Origin of the sequence: Pseudomonas sp. BN606, from assembly GCF_029873115.1 — a bacterium.
GTDB lineage: Bacteria > Pseudomonadota > Gammaproteobacteria > Pseudomonadales > Pseudomonadaceae > Metapseudomonas.
Window position 1 is genome coordinate 1 of sequence record NZ_SSOF01000007.1, and the last position, 502, is coordinate 502.

At 50.4% G+C, this 502-nt stretch carries 1 rRNA gene; it reads right to left on the minus strand.

Annotation, left to right across the window (positions count from 1 at the left end):
* Window positions 1-502 (minus strand): 23S ribosomal RNA (locus tag E8E75_RS00040); the annotation flags it as partial.

Below are 502 nucleotides of genomic sequence, written 5' to 3' on the forward strand. Positions count from 1 at the left end.
CCCTATTCGGTTAACCTCGCCACTGAATGTAAGTCGCTGACCCATTATACAAAAGGTACGCCGTCACCTTGCGGCTCCGACTTTTTGTATGCATGCGGTTTCAGGATCTATTTCACTCCCCTCCCGGGGTTCTTTTCGCCTTTCCCTCACGGTACTTGTTCACTATCGGTCGATTACGAGTATTTAGCCTTGGAGGATGGTCCCCCCATATTCAGACAGGATTTCACGTGTCCCGCCCTACTCTATTCGCGCCTAGTTCCACAATCTGCATTTCTCATACGGGGCTATCACCCGCTGTGGCCGGACTTTCCATTCCGTTCTGATATACAAACTGCTAAAACGCGAGGGCTACTCCGATTTCGCTCGCCACTACTTTCGGAATCTCGGTTGATGTCTTTTCCTCGAGCTACTGAGATGTTTCAGTTCACCCGGTTCGCCTCGTATCCCTATGTATTCAGAATACGATACCTTTCGGTGGGTTTCCCCATTCGGAAATCTCCGG